At 66.0% G+C, this 16,438-nt stretch carries 16 protein-coding genes, 2 tRNA genes and 1 pseudogene; 8 read left to right on the top strand and 11 right to left on the bottom strand.

Annotation, left to right across the window (positions count from 1 at the left end; translation table 11 throughout):
* Position 1 precedes the first annotated feature (1 nt).
* Both ISF28_RS07575 and ISF28_RS07570 read right to left on the bottom strand, forming a co-directional pair.
* Positions 2-1,297 (bottom strand): FAD-binding oxidoreductase, encoded by a 1,296-nt coding sequence (locus ISF28_RS07575; RefSeq protein ID WP_198116542.1) that lies wholly within the window; start codon positions 1,295-1,297, stop codon positions 2-4.
* On the bottom strand, positions 1,291-2,757 hold the full coding sequence (locus ISF28_RS07570) for a UbiA family prenyltransferase (RefSeq protein WP_229518922.1): 1,467 nt from the start codon (positions 2,755-2,757) through the stop codon (positions 1,291-1,293). The genes ISF28_RS07575 and ISF28_RS07570 overlap by 7 nt, the downstream gene beginning before the upstream one ends.
* Before the next feature lie 143 nt (positions 2,758-2,900).
* Here ISF28_RS07570 and ISF28_RS07565 point away from each other — a divergent pair, with 143 nt between their 5' ends.
* From ISF28_RS07565 to ISF28_RS07555, 3 genes are all read left to right on the top strand, one after another.
* On the top strand, positions 2,901-3,293 hold the full coding sequence (locus tag ISF28_RS07565) for a VOC family protein (protein WP_198116541.1): 393 nt from the start codon (positions 2,901-2,903) through the stop codon (positions 3,291-3,293).
* A gap of 11 nt (positions 3,294-3,304) precedes the next feature.
* Positions 3,305-3,922, top strand: a complete 618-nt coding sequence (locus ISF28_RS07560; protein ID WP_198116540.1) for a LysE family translocator — start codon at positions 3,305-3,307, stop codon at positions 3,920-3,922.
* 105 nt (positions 3,923-4,027) lie between these two features.
* Positions 4,028-4,576: a hypothetical protein gene (locus ISF28_RS07555; RefSeq protein WP_198116539.1), complete on the top strand. Its 549-nt coding sequence runs from the start codon at positions 4,028-4,030 to the stop codon at positions 4,574-4,576.
* An 18-nt stretch (positions 4,577-4,594) separates the two neighbouring features.
* On the opposite strand, the gene proB is transcribed toward ISF28_RS07555, so the two are convergent.
* From proB to rplU, 5 genes are all read right to left on the bottom strand, one after another.
* Positions 4,595-5,713 (bottom strand): glutamate 5-kinase, encoded by a 1,119-nt coding sequence (gene proB, locus ISF28_RS07550; protein WP_198116538.1) that lies wholly within the window; start codon positions 5,711-5,713, stop codon positions 4,595-4,597.
* On the bottom strand, positions 5,710-6,150 hold the full coding sequence (locus ISF28_RS07545; RefSeq protein WP_198116537.1) for a hypothetical protein: 441 nt from the start codon (positions 6,148-6,150) through the stop codon (positions 5,710-5,712). The genes proB and ISF28_RS07545 overlap by 4 nt, the downstream gene beginning before the upstream one ends.
* Before the next feature lie 4 nt (positions 6,151-6,154).
* Positions 6,155-7,267 carry an Obg family GTPase CgtA gene (gene cgtA / locus ISF28_RS07540; RefSeq protein ID WP_198116536.1) on the bottom strand — a complete coding sequence of 371 codons (1,113 nt, stop codon included), beginning with the start codon at positions 7,265-7,267 and terminating at the stop codon, positions 6,155-6,157.
* A 208-nt stretch (positions 7,268-7,475) separates the two neighbouring features.
* The gene (gene rpmA, locus ISF28_RS07535; protein ID WP_036229665.1) at positions 7,476-7,748 is read right to left on the bottom strand and encodes a 50S ribosomal protein L27; all 273 of its coding nucleotides are present in this window, start codon (positions 7,746-7,748) and stop codon (positions 7,476-7,478) included.
* Between the two features lie 42 nt (positions 7,749-7,790).
* Entirely contained in the window at positions 7,791-8,102 is a 312-nt protein-coding gene (gene rplU, locus ISF28_RS07530) for a 50S ribosomal protein L21 (RefSeq protein WP_036230184.1), read from the bottom strand.
* Positions 8,103-8,343: 241 nt separating this feature from the next.
* Here rplU and ispB point away from each other — a divergent pair, with 241 nt between their 5' ends.
* The 3 genes from ispB (at position 8,344) to ISF28_RS07515 (ending at position 9,590) form a co-directional block, all read left to right on the top strand.
* A complete protein-coding gene (gene ispB, locus ISF28_RS07525) occupies positions 8,344-9,333 on the top strand; it encodes an octaprenyl diphosphate synthase (RefSeq protein WP_198116535.1) in 990 nt (329 codons plus the stop codon).
* A gap of 53 nt (positions 9,334-9,386) precedes the next feature.
* Positions 9,387-9,463, top strand: a tRNA-Pro gene (locus ISF28_RS07520).
* Positions 9,464-9,513: 50 nt separating this feature from the next.
* A tRNA-Pro gene (locus tag ISF28_RS07515) sits at positions 9,514-9,590 on the top strand.
* 15 nt (positions 9,591-9,605) lie between these two features.
* Here the strand turns inward: ISF28_RS07515 and aroQ are convergent.
* The 4 genes and pseudogenes from aroQ to ISF28_RS07500 all read right to left on the bottom strand — a co-directional run bounded on the left by aroQ (position 9,606) and on the right by ISF28_RS07500 (position 12,574).
* Positions 9,606-10,067, bottom strand: coding sequence for a gamma subclass chorismate mutase AroQ (gene aroQ / locus ISF28_RS31155; protein WP_267876948.1), 462 nt, complete (start codon positions 10,065-10,067; stop codon positions 9,606-9,608).
* Positions 10,068-10,079: 12 nt separating this feature from the next.
* Positions 10,080-10,871, bottom strand: a pseudogene (locus ISF28_RS31150) (transporter substrate-binding domain-containing protein); the annotation flags it as partial.
* A 34-nt stretch (positions 10,872-10,905) separates the two neighbouring features.
* On the bottom strand, positions 10,906-12,126 hold the full coding sequence (locus tag ISF28_RS07505; protein WP_198116533.1) for a hypothetical protein: 1,221 nt from the start codon (positions 12,124-12,126) through the stop codon (positions 10,906-10,908).
* Between the two features lie 76 nt (positions 12,127-12,202).
* Positions 12,203-12,574 (bottom strand): FlxA-like family protein, encoded by a 372-nt coding sequence (locus ISF28_RS07500; protein ID WP_198116532.1) that lies wholly within the window; start codon positions 12,572-12,574, stop codon positions 12,203-12,205.
* 294 nt (positions 12,575-12,868) lie between these two features.
* Here ISF28_RS07500 and ISF28_RS07495 point away from each other — a divergent pair, with 294 nt between their 5' ends.
* Positions 12,869-15,001 carry a type VI secretion system Vgr family protein gene (locus tag ISF28_RS07495; RefSeq protein ID WP_198116531.1) on the top strand — a complete coding sequence of 711 codons (2,133 nt, stop codon included), beginning with the start codon at positions 12,869-12,871 and terminating at the stop codon, positions 14,999-15,001.
* Between the two features lie 13 nt (positions 15,002-15,014).
* The gene (locus tag ISF28_RS07490; RefSeq protein ID WP_198116530.1) at positions 15,015-16,436 is read left to right on the top strand and encodes a DUF2169 family type VI secretion system accessory protein; all 1,422 of its coding nucleotides are present in this window, start codon (positions 15,015-15,017) and stop codon (positions 16,434-16,436) included.
* Positions 16,437-16,438 lie beyond the last annotated feature (2 nt).

The following is a 16,438-nucleotide window of genomic DNA, read 5'->3' as shown; positions in this document are numbered from 1 at the left end:
ATCAGCTTCCTATCAGACGGCGCGACATGGCCGAGCTGATGCCCGGGTCGCGGTATTGCAAGAATTCGGCCAGGCGCGGGTAGCCCGATTCGAACAGGTCGCGCGGCATGCGCGCATCCTTGGCCGCGTAGATGCGACCGCCCGTGTCGCGCACGATGGCGTCGAGGCGCTCGAACAAGGCGGCGGTCCGCGCGCCGCGGTTGGGAAAATCCAGCGCCAGGGTGACGCCGGGCCGCGGAAAACTCATCATGCCGCGGCTCGCGCGGTCGCCGAAGGTTTTCAGGACGGCCAGGAACGAGCCCTGCCCCGACGCCTTGATCGCTTCCAGCATCGCGCGGATCGCGGCGCGCCCGGCCGTGCGCGGCACGACGCTCTGGTACTGGTAGAACCCGCGCGGACCGTACATGCGGTTCCAGTCGTGCAGGTTGTCCAGCGGGTAGGTGTAGGTTTCGAAGTGCGCGACGGCGTAGCCCGCCTTGAACGTGTTGGCGCGGAAGTACGCCTCGTTGAACACCCGCAGCGACACGCCGTTCACGAGCGACACGGGCGGCACGAACGGCACGCGCTTCGGTTTGCGCCCCGACTGCGCGATGCGGTCCGGGATCTCGGCCGGGTTCGCGCGAAAGAACAGGCCGCGGCCGATGCCGGACAGGCAGTCGACCCACGACACGGTCTGCTCCCAGCCCGCCTCGGAGGTGTCGGCCAGCTGGAAAAATTCGTCGAGGTTGCGGTAAGGGACCGTGTCCGTCACGAGCCACGGACCGGACACCCGGCGCAGTTGCAGCTCGGCCTCGACGATCACGCCCGTCAGGCCCATGCCGCCGACAGTAGCCGCGAACCAGTCCGGCTCGGCGTCCGGGCCGCACTCGATGACGCGGCCGTCCGTGCGCGCGAGGCGCAGTTTCAATACGTGGTCGCCGAACGATCCCAGCACGTGGTGGTTCTTGCCGTGCACGTCGTTGGCGATGGCGCCGCCCACCGTGATCATCTGCGTGCCCGGCGTCACCGGCAGCAGCCAGCCATGGGCGATGCTCATGCGCTGGATGTCGCGCAGCAGCACGCCCGCTTCGCAGCGCAGCCGGCCGCTGGCCGGATCGAAGGCGATGAAGCGGTCCAGGCCCGTCATGCGCCACAGCCGCCCGTCCGGGTTCAGGCACACGTCGCCATAGCTGCGCGCATTGCCCTGCGCGAGGCCGCGGCCGCCCGCGACGGCCCGCACGGCCTGGTCGCGGTCGGCGAGCGGCACGAGGTCGTGTTCGTGGCTGTCCAGCCGGCCCCACGACGAGATTCTTACCATGGCCACCCGAGCGCGCCGACGACGAGCGCGGCACCGAACGCGAGCCCGGCCAGCCGGCTGGCGCGGTCCTTCACGGCGAACACCACCGGGTCGTCGTGCATATGGCCGCGGTGCGCCTGCATCCAGATCCAGCTGATCCAGAAGATCAGCACGGGCACGGCGCCCCACACGGCTTCCGGCTGCGCATACAGTTCCAGCACCGCGTCGCTGTTCAGGTACAGCGCCAGCACGACGGCGGACGCATAGCCGGCCGTGACGCCGAGGTTCATCACGAGCGGCTCGTCGCTCGTGTAATAGCCGCGGCCATGCACTTTCTGCTTGCCGGACAGCGCCTGCGTCTGCAGTTCGGCATAGCGTTTCACGAACGCCAGCGACAGGAACAGGAACACGGAAAACGCCAGCAGCCAGAACGACAGCGGCATCGACAGCGCGGCCGCGCCGGCCGTGATGCGCAAGGTGTACAGCATGGCGAGCGTGATGCAGTCCAACAGGATCACGCGCTTCAGACCCCACGAGTACACGCACGTCAGCACGAAGTAGAACAGCAGCCAGGGCAGGAACGTGCCGCCGACGAAAGCGCCCAGCGCGAGGCTGACGGCGAGCAGCACGGGCGCCAGCGCGACGCCCTGCCAGGCGGGCACGGCGCCCGACGCGAACGGGCGCAGGCGCTTGCGCGGGTGGGCGCGGTCGCTCTCCAGGTCGAGCAGGTCGTTGGAGATGTACACCGTCGACGCGCACAGGCTGAACGAGACGAAGGCCAGCACGAGGGTCAGCCAGCCGTCCACGTCGGCGATGCGGTGCGCGGCCAGCAGCGGCACGAACAGGAGCAGGTTCTTCATCCACTGGTGCACGCGCAAGACCTTGCGCCACGCGGCGATGCCGCGCTTCTGCGGCGGGAATTCGCGTTCGACGCTGCACAGTTCCGCCGCCTTGCGCGCGAGGCCGCGCCCGCCGTTGACGACGATGGCGCGGCGCGCGCGGCGCCACACCTTCAGGTCCGCGCTGGAGTTGCCGACGTAGTCGAAGTTGCCGTGGCCGTAGTGCTTTGCGAGCGCGTCGGCCTTGTGGTCGCCGGCCAGGTTGACGTCGCCGTCGCTGGCCAGCACGTCGTCGAACACGCCCAGGTGGTCGGCCACGGCCGTTGCGATGGACCGGTCGGACGCCGTGCACAGCACGATGCGGCGGCCGGCCGCGCGCTCTTCCCTGAGCCAGTCCAGCAGCGATTCGTTATACGGCAGCAGCGCCGCGTCGAAGCTGCTGCGGCTGGCCAGTTCGCTCTTCAGGACGGCCTTGCCCCGCAGGAGCCACAGCGGGATGCGCAACACGTCCAGCGGACGGTCGCGCGAAACCCGCAGCGCGGATTCGTGCAGCATGTCGGTATGGATCAGCGTACCGTCCAGGTCGACGATGAGGGGGGCCGTGTTCAATTGAGTGTCCTGCAGGGAGACTGGCGAACTCATGCGTTATCACCAGACACTGTGAAATACTTAATAGCAAAAGTTCAGTATTATAACCGAGCAATATGAATGGCTTCTTGATTTCAGCCTCGCGTGCCGGGGCTTTATTGTAACGATTTGTCATCTTTTTTTACCATGAGGCGACGATGTTTTCCCACGTATTCATCGGCGTCGGCGATTTCGACCGGGCGCTCGCGTTTTACGAACCGTTGATGGCGGCACTGGGCCTGCAGGCGCGCTTCCGCGACCGCTCGCGGCCGTGGGCCGGCTGGCAGCAGCCGGGCCGGCCGCGCCCGCTGTTCCTGATCGGTGCCCCGTACGACGGCCAGCCGCACGCGGCAGGCAACGGCCACATGACGGCCCTGCTGGCGCCCAGCCGCGCGGCCGTCGACGCGGCCTACGCCGTCGCGCTGGCGCACGGCGGCCGCGGCGACGGCCCGCCGGGGCTGCGGCCGGAATACCATGAGAATTACTACGGCGCCTACGTGCGCGACCCGGACGGCAACAAGCTGTGCGTGGTGTGCCACGATCCTGCGTAAGGGAACACGACATGGCTGCACTCCTTGCCTACACGGCGTTCGCGATCGGGGTCGCGAGCCCGGGTCCCAGCGTCCTCGCCGTCATGGGCACGGCGATGGCCCAGGGCCGCACGCGGGCGCTGGCGCTGGCGTCCGGCATCGTCTGCGGTTCATTGTGCTGGGGCCTGTCGGCCGCGTTCGGACTGGCCGCGCTGATGGAACGCTGGTCCGGCGCGCTGGCCGTCGTCAGGGCGATCGGCGGGCTGTACCTGCTGTGGATGGCGTGGCAGGCGGCGCGCAGGGTGCGCGGCGCGGCACGCGCGACGACGGTGGAGCCGGTGCGCGAAGGCTATGCGCGCACATGCGCGCGCGGCCTGGCCATGCACCTGACGAATCCGAAGTCGATCGTCGTCTGGCTGTCGGTGGTGTCGCTGGCCCTGCCCACCGGCGCGCGCCAGGCCGACGCGCTGGCATTCGTCCTCTCCTGCGCGACGCTCAGCGCGACGATCTTCTGCTGCTACGCGCTGGCGTTTTCCACCCACGCGGCGCGACGCGCCTATAGCGCGGGCGAGCGCTGGGTGAATGCCGCGCTGGCCGGCGTGTTCGGGTATGCCGGGATGCGCATGCTGCTTGCCAGCCAGGCGCCCTGAACCCGCGGTGACAATCCGCGTATTTACCAACGCCTGCCGCGTGCTACATTCACGGCCGGCTGGCATGGGCCAGTCCACGGACCACCATCATCACGGCGAAATTCCATGACCCGATTCATCCAATGCGCCCGCGCCATCCCATCCATCCTGCTGGCCTTGGCCGGCACCTGCGCCGCGTTGTCGGCGTGCGGCCCGAAGCCGCCGGCGGACGTCCAGAAGATCATCGACGACGCGCGCCGCGAAGCAGCAGATGTGACGGTCAGGCTCGCGACGCTGCCGGCCAAGTGCACGCTCGGCGATGTCCCGATCACGGCCGGCCTGTGGCTCGCCACGACGAAGGCCGCGCCCGTCCCCGGCCAGCCGTACGCCTCCGAGTTCACGTTCGGGACGCCCATCCGGACCCGCGCCTTCCGCATCGCGCTGAATCCGGCCGCCCTGCAGCATCTCGACAAAGTGGAAACCCGCGACGCCCAGGGCACATGGAGCGTGGCCTGGACCGGCGTGCCGCCCGACGCGCCGGACGGTTGCGAATTCGTGAAGGTCGAGCACACCTCCGCGGCGGGCGCGAGCGACGTCGCCGCACTGCGCATCACGCTCCGTCCCGCCAAGGAAAAAACCATGGTCGCCGACGCGGCCGTGCTCAAGGCCGACTGAACGCCGGCCCGGACGAGATCAGAGCAGGACCAGGTTGTCCCGATGCACGAGCTCGGGCGCCTCGACATAGCCGAGGATGCTCTCGATCTCGCTGGACGCGTGGCGCATGATGCGTTTGACTTCGCCGCTCGTGTAGTTGGTGAGGCCGCGCGCGATCTCGTTGCCCGCCTCGTCCACGCAAGCCACGAGGGCGCCGCGGCCGAATTCGCCGCGCACGCCGGTCACGCCGATCGGCAGCAGCGACTTCCCCTCTTTCAGGAGCTTGTGCGCGGCGCCGGCGTCCAGCACGAGCTGGCCGGCCGTGTGCAGGTGGTCGACCATCCACTGGCGGCGCGCGGTCAGGTGCGCGGTCGGCGCGATCAGCTGCGTGCCGATCGCTTCGCCGTGCGCGAGGCGCGTCAGCACGTTGTCTTCGCGGCCCCAGGCGATCACCGTGTGCGCGCCCGAGCGGGCGGCGCGCTTGGCGGCCAGCACCTTCGTCAGCATGCCGCCGCGCCCGATGCTGCTGCCGGCGCCGCCGGCCATCGCTTCCAGCGACGTGTCGCCCGCCTGCGCTTCTTCGATCAGGCGCGCGGCAGGATCCTTGCGCGGGTCGGCCGAATACAGGCCCTTCTGGTCCGTCAGGATCACGAGCGCGTCCGCCTCGATCAGGTTGGCGACCAGGGCGCCCAGCGTGTCGTTGTCGCCGAACTTGATCTCGTCCGTGACGACCGTGTCGTTCTCGTTGATGATCGGGACGACGCCCAGCCGCAGCAGCGTGGTGAGCGTGGAGCGCGCGTTCAGGTAGCGTTCGCGGTCGGCGAGGTCGGCGTGCGTGAGCAGCACCTGCGCGGTCTTGACGCCGTGGCTGCGGAAGCTCGTCTCGTAGATCTGCGCGAGGCCCATCTGGCCGCAGGCGGCGCAGGCCTGCAGTTCGTGGATGTCGGTGGGGCGCGACGTGAAGCCGAGGCGCAGCATGCCCTCGGCGATGGCGCCCGAGGACACGAGCACGACTTCCTTGCCGAGCGAACGAAGCGAGGAGATTTGCGCGGCCCAGCGCGCGATGGCGCCGTGGTCGAGCCCCCGGCCTTCGTCGGTGACGAGCGAAGACCCTACTTTGACGATGATGCGGCTGGCTGGTTGGATGACGGAGTTCATGGCGACGGTCGGATTGACAGGAAACGTCCTCGCGGGCGCAGGCCGATCAGCGCCAGGCCGACCGCCAGCTCGATCCCGCTGACGACGAACAATAATCCCTGGGGCAGGCCGATCGCGAACGCCGCGACGAGGCGGCCGGCCGGCTGCGCCAGGATGAACAATGCTGCGAGGTCGCCGAGGATGGGCTGGTCGCCCTGCCTGGCCGCCAGCAGAGCCAGCCCCGCGGTGGCGAGGCGCGCTCCGACGTACACGGCGTAGAACTGGCTGTAGCCGTTCACGCCGACGAGGAACAGTCCCAGCGCATCCGCGACCCGGTCGGGATTGAGCAGCGCCGCGAGCGCGGCCAGCGAATGCGCCGTGGCGCAGACCGACAGCAGCCGGCTGCGCAGGCGCGCGCGCAACGTGCCGCTCGCGAGGTGGGCGGTGGAGACTGCCAACGATTTAATCTTCGAGGATCTTGAAGCGCGGATCGTCCGGATCGATCGACGAGATGCCGCGCGCCTCCTCGGTCATCTGCGTCTCTTCCGAGCGCTGTTCGCTGTGGCGCGTCTCTTCGAGGTACTTGTAGATCGCATGCACGAGGTCTTCGCAGCCTTCGCGGTTCAGCGCCGAAATCTCGAACACGGGGCCCTTCCACGCCATGCGCTTGACGAAGTCCTTGACGACCTTCTTGCGCTCTTCTTCCGGCACGACGTCCAGCTTGTTCAGCACGAGCCAGCGCGGCTTGTTGACGAGCTCCTCGTCGTACTTCTCGAGCTCCTTCACGAGCGCCTTGGCTTCCTTGACGGGATCGGTCTTGCCGTCCATCGGCGCGACGTCGACGATGTGCAGCAACAGGCCCGTGCGGCTCAGGTGGCGCAGGAACTGGTGGCCAAGGCCGGCGCCTTCCGCCGCGCCTTCGATCAGGCCCGGAATGTCCGCGATGACGAAGCTCTTCGCGTGCGAGACGCGCACGACGCCGAGGTTCGGGTGCAAGGTGGTGAACGGGTAATCCGCGATCTTCGGACGCGCGTTCGACACTGCGGTGATGAACGTCGACTTGCCGGCATTCGGCATGCCCAGCAGGCCCACGTCGGCCAGCACCTTCAGTTCGAGACGCAGTTCGCGCCGCTCGCCGTCCTTGCCGTCCGTCTTCTGGCGCGGCGCGCGGTTGGTCGACGTCTTGAAGTGGATGTTGCCCCAGCCGCCCTCGCCGCCCTTGGCCAGCAGTTCGACCTGCTCGTGCTCCGTGAGGTCGGCGACGATCTCGCCGGTGACGTCGTCGACGATCAGGGTGCCGACCGGCATGCGCAGGTAGACATCCTCGGCGCCCCTGCCGTAGCAGTCGGAACCGCGGCCCGGCTCGCCGTTGCGCGCCGTGTGCACCTTGGAGAAGCGGAAGTCGACCAGCGTGTTGACGTTGCGGTCGGCAACCGCCCAGATCGAGCCGCCGCGGCCGCCGTCGCCGCCGTCCGGGCCGCCGAACGGGCGGAATTTCTCGCGGCGGAACGAGGCGCAGCCGTTGCCGCCGTCGCCGGCGATGACTTCGATGCGTGCTTCGTCGATAAACTTCATGATGAGACCACCAGATACGAAAGGCTGTGTCACTGTTAAAAGCGGACCGGGCATCCATGATAGACGAACGGCCGCGGAACGTTCCGCACTTAACGGTGACAACGCCAAAAATTAAAAAGGCCCTACCGGAGGGCAGAGCCTATCGATTGCAAGGCTTGACGCCTTACCGAGCGGGACCTGACCGGAGCCGGTCCCGCTGATGCCGCAATTAAGCAGCGACTGCTTCCGCTGCGACGACGGTCACGTACTGCTTCGAGCCGACGCCTTGCTTGACGAACTTGACCGTGCCATCGACCAGGGCGAACAGGGTGTGGTCCTTGCCCAGGCCAACGTTGGTGCCCGGACGAACCTGGGTGCCGCGCTGACGCACGATGATGCCGCCGGCGTTGATCGCCTGGCCGCCGTAGACTTTCACGCCGAGGCGTTTGCTTTCTGAGTCACGGCCGTTTCGCGTAGTGCCGCCGCCTTTTTTGTGTGCCATTTCAAATGCTCCTTGATTAGCTGAAGAAGGGACGCGCGGCGATTAGCCGTTGATCGCAACCACTTGGATTTCGGTGTAGTTCTGGCGATGGCCCTGGCGCTTCTGGTAGTGCTTACGACGACGCATCTTGAAGATACGCACTTTGTCGTGACGACCATGCGACACAACAGTCACGCGAACCGAAGCACCTTCCACCAGCGGAGCACCAAACTTGATGCTCTCGCCCTCGCCGACGGCGAGAACCTGATCGATAGTGAGTTCGGAACCAATGTCTGCCGGTATCTGTTCTACTTTGAGTTTTTCGCCAGCGACAACTTTGTATTGCTTGCCACCGGTTTTTATGACCGCGTACATGATTGAGAAACCTCGTTGATTGTTAAGAAATATTCCCGTGAAGCCGGCGAAAAAACAGCAGCGAATTCAGGGAACAGAGGATTATACATGGAATGGTGCGGGGCGTCAAAACGGTTGTGATGGCGCGGCCGCGCTGGGTGTTTCCCTCTACGGCCGCTGGGAAAAAGGGCGACTTTTGCTTGCTTGTCGTATAATCGCGACTCAACAAAACCTATCCGCATCCAACGTCAGCAGGTCCGCCTTGTCCGCCGCCATCCAAACCGCACAACAGAATTCCATCACCCGCACGATCGCAGCCGACATGGAGGCCGTCAATGCGGTGATCCGGCAGCGCCTGCAATCCGAAGTGGCGCTGGTGAACCAGATCGCCGAGTACATCATCAACGCCGGCGGCAAGCGGATCCGTCCCGTGCTGGTGCTGCTGCTGGCGAACGCCTACGGCTACCGGGGCACGGGCCACCACGAGCTGGCCGCCGTCGTGGAATTCATCCACACGGCGACGCTGCTGCACGACGACGTCGTCGACGAATCCTCGATGCGCCGCGGCCGCCAGACGGCGAACGCGATGTTCGGCAACGCCGCGTCGGTGCTCGTCGGCGACTACCTGTACTCGCGCTCGTTCGAGATGATGACGAGCCTGGACAATATGCGCATCATGCAGATCCTGTCGCGCGCGACGACCGTCATCGCCGAAGGCGAAGTGCTGCAGCTGTTGAACATGCACGATCCGGACGTCACGCAGGACAGCTATCTGCGCGTGATCCGCTCGAAGACCGCCAAGCTGTTCGAAGCGGCCGCCCAGCTGGGTGCCCTCGTGGCCGGCGCGAACGACGACCAGATCGAGGCGGCCGGCGAATACGGCCGCTCGCTGGGCACCGCGTTCCAGCTGATCGACGACGTGCTCGACTACGCGGGCGACGCCGCCGAGATCGGCAAGAACGTGGGCGACGACCTGCGCGAAGGCAAGCCGACCTTGCCGCTGATCTACGTGATGGAAAACGGCACGCCCGAGCAGCGCGAACTGATCCGCAGCTGCATCGAGCAAGGCGACGAAACCCATTTCGACGCCGTGCTGACGGCCGTCACGAGCAGCGGCGCGCTGGACTTCACCCGCCGCGAAGCGGAGACCGCCGCACGCCGCGCCGCCGCCGCCATCGCCGACTTGCCGGAGAGCGAATACAAGGCGAGCCTGCTGCAGTTATGCGCCTTCGCTGTTGACAGAAACCACTGAGGCAACTATAGTAATGCCTTCCCGAGATTTCGGTGACGAAGTCTCAAAACAGTCGGGGTGTAGCTTAGCCCGGTAGAGCGCTACGTTCGGGACGTAGAGGCCGGAGGTTCGAATCCTCTCACCCCGACCACCCATCTCTTCTTTTTGCAGCCCCCGGCTGTTTCAAAGATATCCTACCGTCGGGGTGTAGCTTAGCCCGGTAGAGCGCTACGTTCGGGACGTAGAGGCCGGAGGTTCGAATCCTCTCACCCCGACCAACATCTCTAGTACCCCTAATCAACGGAAACCAAGAACGGCGCCACGGCCTGCTCGGCAGCAGCTTCGTTGACGGCGCGTGCCTGCAATCCACGCATGGCGGCGGCGATGTCGCCCGCGCGCTCGCGGTCGTGCAGCAGGGCCTGGTTATCGGCCATGGCGCGCAGCAGCTGGGTGGTGAGGCGGTCCAGTTCGGGACGGATGGTTTTGGCGAGATCGGGCGCGTCGTCGAAGCGGCCGGCGCCGTCGGCTTGCCAGCGGGCGTACAGCGCGCGCTGCACCGTCTTGGAGGCTTCGATCTGCGCACGGAACACACTGCGTGTCCACGCCTCGGGCAGGCCCAGCGCGGCCCCCTGGCGCACCGCCGCGGCGATGACCACTTCTTCGCGCGGCAAGTCTTCGATGGCGGCCTTCGCATTCCACTTGGCGCGCGCCACATCCTGCGCGAGCAGCAGGCGCTGATCGATGGCCTGCCGCAGCGGCGCCAGGCCCCACGGGAAAGCCAGCCAGCGCTCCAGGCTCCTTCGCACGTCGCCATGGTCCAGGCGCTGCTGCAACCAGTGGTCGACATACGCCTTCAGCGCGCCATCGCGCGGCAGCAGGATGGCTTTGTCCGTCAAGTCGAACGGCGCCTCCGGATGCACGGCGCACAGCTGCGGGTGCAGGCGCTGCTGCAAACGGGCTTCGATGGCGTCGGTCATCATCAGATCGGCCGCGCCGCTCACGATCCGACCGAAGATGGTCACATTGTCCGGGTACACGGTCAGCTGCGCGCGCGGCGCCCGGGCGCGGGCGAAGCGTTCGTTGGTGCCGCCCGGATTGACGATCAGCCGCACGTCCGGCTGGTCGATCTGCGCCAGCGTCCGGAAGCGGGCGACGTTCTCGCAGCGCGTGATCGGCGTCTTGCCGTCGTGGAGATAGGCCACCGAAAACAACGCCCGGCGTTGCCGCTCCGCCGTCACCGACACGCCGCCCAGGGCGAGATCGAACTTGTCCGCGCCCAGATCGGCCATCAGCGTCGGCCAGCTGGTCGGCACCAGTTCCAGCCGCACGCCGAGCGCCCGCGCCAGCTCGCCCGCCTGCTCCACATCCATGCCGATGAACTCGCCGCCGGATTGCCGGTAGCTGAAGGGCTTGTAGTCGCCGGTGCTGCCCACCCGCAGTACCCCGCGCGCGACGATGTCGTCCAGCCGGCCGGCCTGCGCCGGCGCCAGCGCCGCGGCCAGCAGGCCGGCGAAAGCGAAGGACTGTATCCAGGTTCTACGACGGGTCACTGCGTGCATGCATCTTCCTTGTTCTATCCATGGGGGGCGCGGACTAAAACCGCCAACGCAACGAAGCCGTGAAGCTGCGTTCCGTCTGGCCCGGCTGCTCGCGGACCAGCACCCGCGAAGGACGTTCGCTTTGAACTTCCAGCAACTCCGTCATCACGGCAAGACTGCGCGACAGCGGCCAGTTGTACGCCAGCGCCACGCCGTGGCCAGTCTCGTTGTTCGGATCGCCGGGCAGGTCGTCGTGCTCCGTCGTGCTGAAGCGGTCGTAGCGCAGCGCCGCCGTCCCCGGCCCCAGGCGGTGGCTGGCCAGCGCGTACCAGGACTGGAAATCGAACGCCACGGCATTCGGGCCCATCAGCGTATCGCCGCGCATCGCCTGCGCCAGGAATTCCCAACCGGCGCCCGGCCTCCAGACGGCGCTCACGTGGTCGAAACGCGTGCGCCAGGCGTACTGCCCATCCTTGACGGGAAGCGGATCGGCGCGGTTATCGTAGTGCAGCGCCGCCAGCTCCTGGCGCGCGCCGACGTTCACGTTCGCGCCCGCGTAGTAGCCGAGCCGCCCATCCACTTCCCGGAACGGGTGGATCGTGCGGTGCTGCCATGGAATCGCCCCCCAGCGCCGGTAGACAGGCAAGTCGGGCAACTGCAGGGACTCGTTGCGGCCGACGATACGGTCACTGATGGACCAGCCGCGCCAGGCCAGCAAGGTGCCCGTCGGATCATTGCCCGTGAACACCGCCGCCACGAAGCCCAGGTCGTAGGGCGCGTTCGCGTAGCGTCCCAGGCGGCGCACGTTCCACTCCACGCCATTCGTGCGCACTTCTTCGCCGATCCAGCTGTTGATGGCGGAACTGGAGATCGTGCGCCTGGGCGTCCAGCCGATGCCGTCGTAGTCGACCTCCACGCTGGTCGGGGGGAAAAAGAAGCCCGCCTTCACGCGCGTCTTCCAGGCGCTGGAAGGCACGGGACGCCATTCGAGCCAGGCGTCGCGCACGTCGACGATGCCGTGGTGCTTGTCGTCCGCGCTGAGTTCCACGCGGGCGCCGACGGTGTCGAGCACGTCGACGTCGCCGCTCAGCACGGCCTGGCCGATGCCGATCGTCGGCGAGGACTTGTCATAGCGGGTTTTACCCAGGCCGCCATCGAGAAAACTGCGGCTGGCATCGGCGTCCACGGCGCGCAGGTCCAGCAGGCCGCGGAGTTCCGCGGCGCGGGCGCCGGTTGCAAGCAGCGTCAGGGCAAGGATCAGAAATCGCGGGCTCATGCTTGCATGATACATGGCAATTCAACGGCTCGCCTTTCAGGAAATCCTGCATTGGGGCTTGAGTGGGACCACGACTTCAGGCAAACACGTCGATGAATTGTCCCGGCCCGGCATTCGCCGATGCGGCAGGCGCCGGGGCGTCCGGGACGGCGCGGCTGGCCGACGCCTTGTCCGTTTGCGCGATGCTTTCCTTGAGCTGGCTGATACGCGCCGAGATCGCTTGGATATCGGCTTTGCCTTGCGGTGTCTTGGCCGATTCGCAGTTGACGCATTCGGACAGCTGCTTTTCATAGCGTTGCAATTGCGCTTGCAAGCTCGTAGCGGACGGCCCGCCGCCATAGCCAAGGAAGGCGCCCGTCGATATGCCCGTCGATATTCCAACCGCATTAGATTGTGTCATGGTGGTTTCGATGCCGCCTGTGTTGTTGTGCCCGCACGCGAGCGGCAATCAATCCGATGGGGCGCGGATCCTGCCGGCGTGCATTGTCGTTAATTCGTGGGTCGCGACGCATTGGTTACAGAGCGCCTGAATATTTTATCTGCCGTGCGTCGTGGGCAACCGGACCTGCCTCGGTGCACTCGCGCGTGGCCGCTGTCGTTGCATTTGCTCGATCCAGATCATGCGCAAAACGGGCATTGCGCAAAAGTGTTAACGATTTTCTCCCGCCAGCTCAACAATCGTATATAGTACGTGCCGCTATTGTATTTTGCACAAGATTTTGTTGAGTACAGGAAAACCGGCATGGGCAATGCACTCCGTAGGCTCGAGGAACGCCTCATTCTCCGTCAGCACGCGCGTATCCTGCGGTTATCATTCCCCAACCGCGACGGCCCGGCATCCGAGCTGCTGGTCAACAGGCTGGACGCGGACGAGGGACTGTCCCGCGATTTCGAATTCACGGTCGAACTGCTGTCGGACGACGCCTCGCTCGACCTCAAGGACCTGCAGGGCAAGCTGCTGGCGGTCGAGCTGGTCCGCCATGACGGCGGCATGCGCTATTTCACGGGGTACGTCTTCAGCTTCCGCTTCATCAGGACCGACGGCAACGTCGCGTTCTACGAAGCCGCGCTCGGACCATGGCTGAAGTATCTGGCCCTGCGCAAGAACTGCTTCCTGTTCCATGGCGCGCCCCTGTACGACCAGACGCGGCACATCTTCGGCGACTACCGCACCCACCCCGATTGGGACTTCCGCGTCCACGGCGACGACTTGCCGGTGACCGAAGCGTGCCAATTCAACGAGTCCGACTACAACTACCTGAGCCGGCGCTGGGAAGCCGCCGGCTGGCACTACGCCTACGAACACACGGCCAAGGGCCACAAGCTGATCCTGAGCGACGATACCACCCGCGCCGCGCCGATCGACGGCGTCGACATCGAACTCCGGCGCCACACCGGCTCGCAGGAAGAAAACAGCATCGTCGAATGGTCGGCCCGGCGCCGCATCATGCCTGCGAGCGTGGCGCTGTCCTCGTTCGATTTCAAGGCGCCCCGCCCCCAGCACGTCGACGTGCCGACGCGGCACGTGCAAGGTCTGGTGCCGCGCAAGGAATCCCATGAATATGCGGGCGCGTACGGTTTCAAGAACCGGCGCGACGGCGAACGCGTCGCCGCGCTGCGCATGGAAGAACTGGAGCACCCGGGCAAGCTGTTCGAGGGCACGGGCAACAATCGTAACGTGGCGCCCGGACGCTGGTTCCGCCTCACGGGCCGCTTCCACGGCGGGAATAACGAGGACCGCGAGTTCCTCATCCTCAGCGTCCACCACAGTGCCAGCAACAACTACCACGTGAACGACGCCGGTCCGCCCCACTACGAAAACCGCATCACCTGCATTCGCAAAGCCATCCCGTGGCGGCCCGGTCCCGGCTTCAACAGCGTCGAACCGAAAATCTACGGCGTGCAGACGGCGCTCGTGGTCGGGCCCAAGGGCGAGGAGATCCACACCGACGAATACGGGCGCGTCAAAGTGCAGTTCCACTGGGATCGCGAGGGACGGTTCGACGAACGGAGCTCGGCGTGGCTGCGCGTCGCCACCGCCTGGGCCGGATCGAACTTCGGCATGACGTCGATCCCGCGCATCGGCACCGAAGTCCTGGTCCAGTTCCTGGATGGGAATCCAGATCGCGGGATCGTCACCGGCATGGTGCCGAACGCGCACAACATGCCGCCCTGGCCCCTGCCGGCGAACAAGACCCAGAGTGGCATCCTGTCCCGTTCGACGCCGAACGGCGGCTACGACAATGCCAACGCCCTGCGCTTCGAGGACATGAAAGGCCGGGAACAACTCTGGCTGCACGCGGAGCGGGACCAGCTCACCGAAGTCGAACACGACGAAGACAAATGGGTCGGCAACGACCGCCGCAAGACCATCGACCGCGACGAGACCACGCACGTCGGGCACGACCGTACCGAGACGGTCGGCAACGACGAGACGATCGCGATCCGCAACGACCGCAAGAAGACGGTCGACCGGAACGAATCGGTCGCCATTGGCGGCAACCGGGTCAAGTCGATCGGCCGGAACCGCAAGGACGACATCGGCCGCAACTGGTCGACGCACGTGGCCCGGATGAAGACGGAAACCGTCGGCATGGCCTACATGCAGAACGTCGGCATGGGCCGCATGGACAACGTGGGACTCGCCTACAACCTCAACGTCGGCACGATCATGGCGACGGTCGTGGGCATCGACCAGATCACCAAGGTGGGCAAGACGGTCTCGATCACGGCCGGCGAAGAACTGTCGATTACGGTCGGCCTGGCGACGCTCAAGATGACGGCGGACGGCAAGATATTCATCAACGGTTCCCAGATCAGCGTGGACGCGACCGGGCCGCTGCAGATATCGGGCAAGGACGTCGATATCAACTAGGCGCGCACCGAACATGGAATTTCGCAACCTCACGCCCTACCCCTCCATGGCCTTCGATGCCCTCGACCAGCACGACCAGCGCTTCCACGTGGTCGTCATGCGGCTCACGTTCGAGTTGCAGGACGACGGCCAACTGCTGCTCGCGCCCGTGCAAACGCCATTGGCGACGAGCGACGAGTATTACGGCGAAATTAATCGCTCCAACGTCAGACAGGAGTCGGATCTGGCGCCGTACAAACCGCACACCGACGTGATCGTGATCGGCGACGCCTGCGCGCCGCAAGGACGACCGGCCCGTGAATTCGCCGTCGCCCTCAAGATCAACGGCGCGCCCACGGAACCGGATCTGCCGCCCGAACCGCATGGCATGAATCCATCATTTCATGCATCGCCGGAGCGCATGGCCGAATGGCGACAGGAATGCGCCCGTTTGACGGCGCAAGCCAGGCAAGGCCCTTTGATTCTATGCAAGATACTGACGATCACCGGCGCGCGCGAATGGCGCAAGCGCCCTCTCCTGTTGCGGGCGCTGAGCCTGTTCACGCTGCCGAAGTGGAAACTGACGGCGCCGCAGACCGTCACGACCCTGCCACTGCGCTACGAATACGCTTACGGCGGCGAGAACAAGATACTCGTCACCGAGCGGGCGGCCAGGCGCGTGCGTAAAAAACACCGGTTGCCGGACCGCGTACCGCAACCCGACAACCCGGCCACGGGCGAAGCACCCGAAGCGATCGCCCACACGGTGTGCGAGCAGAATCCGGTAGGCCGTGGCTTCGCCGAAGACTGGTATCTTCGTGCGACAAATCTTTCACGCGTGCCGGCTCCGCAGATAGAACCCGCTAACCAGCCCATTGCGCGCTTTGGTGACGAGTACGTACCAGACGGCTTTGGCGTCGTTGGACGCGCTTGGCGACCGCGCCTGGAGCTGGCAGGCACCTACGATCAGGATTGGCTGGAAAACCGCCATCCCGGTTTGCCCGCCGATTTCAACTTCGCGTACTGGAACGGCGCGCCCGCCGACCAGCAAGTCGTCCCGCATCTGGACGGCGACGAAACCATCACGCTGTACAACCTCAGTCCAGCGGGCACGGCGACAACGCAAGACCCCGCGGGGAACACCCTGCTTTCGTTCGCGCTGCCCGGCCATCTGCCGTTCGTGGTGGTTCGCTTCGAAGACGGGCGCATCGGAGAACTCGCGGCCAAGCTCGATACGCTCATCATCGATACGGCCCACGACGCCGACGCCCCGGACAAAAAACCTTCCGTCGTATGCGTCTGGCGCGCCACGGTCGCCTGCGAACCCGCCATCCGCGTGCTCGAAGCCCGAATGCTGTCCCGCGCGGACGTGATGGCGTTGCGCGAACAGGCCCAAAATCCAGAGGCCATGCCGTCCACGATCCGGCCCGTTCAAAGTACGCCAATCGCGGTTTGAGA

Origin of the sequence: Massilia rhizosphaerae (assembly GCF_016093545.1) — a bacterium.
In the GTDB taxonomy this organism is placed as follows: Bacteria; Pseudomonadota; Gammaproteobacteria; order Burkholderiales; family Burkholderiaceae_D; genus Telluria; species Telluria rhizosphaerae.
Note: the sequence above shows the minus strand (reverse complement) of the source record. Positions and strands in the feature narration are given on the sequence as shown.